Genomic DNA, 388 nt, shown 5'->3' with positions numbered 1-388 from the left:
GCGTGCGGCGGGGGTCCGTTTGCACAACCAGGCGGTGAAGGCTTCGTCCTCAACCAGTGCTTTAGTCATTTCTGTTTTGAAATAGCCCGGCGCAATACCGTTGACCTGAATATTGTGGCGCGCCAGCTCGACGCACATGCCGCGGGTGAGCATTTTTACCGCCCCTTTCGATGCGGCATAAGGGGTGATGGTGTCACGTCCCAGTTCGCTTTGCATCGAGCAAATATTAATAACTTTACCTGCCTTGCGTTCAACCATGTGACGAGTTACCGCTTGCGATACCAGGAACACGGCGGTCTGGTTTACTGCGATCACATCATTCCACTCTTGTTCAGGGAACTCAGTAAAAGGATGACGGCGCTGGATACCGGCGTTATTCACCAGCACA

At 53.4% G+C, this 388-nt stretch carries 1 protein-coding gene; it reads right to left on the bottom strand.

Annotated features, from left to right (window positions below; genetic code table 11):
• On the bottom strand, positions 1-388 hold a 388-nt coding region (locus SB756_RS28365; RefSeq protein ID WP_410912814.1), incomplete at both ends, for an SDR family NAD(P)-dependent oxidoreductase.

It is taken from the genome of Pseudomonas sp. SIMBA_068 (assembly GCF_046534705.1).
Lineage (GTDB): Bacteria > Pseudomonadota > Gammaproteobacteria > Pseudomonadales > Pseudomonadaceae > Aquipseudomonas > Aquipseudomonas putida.
This window is presented reverse-complemented; position numbering and strand designations above follow the sequence as displayed.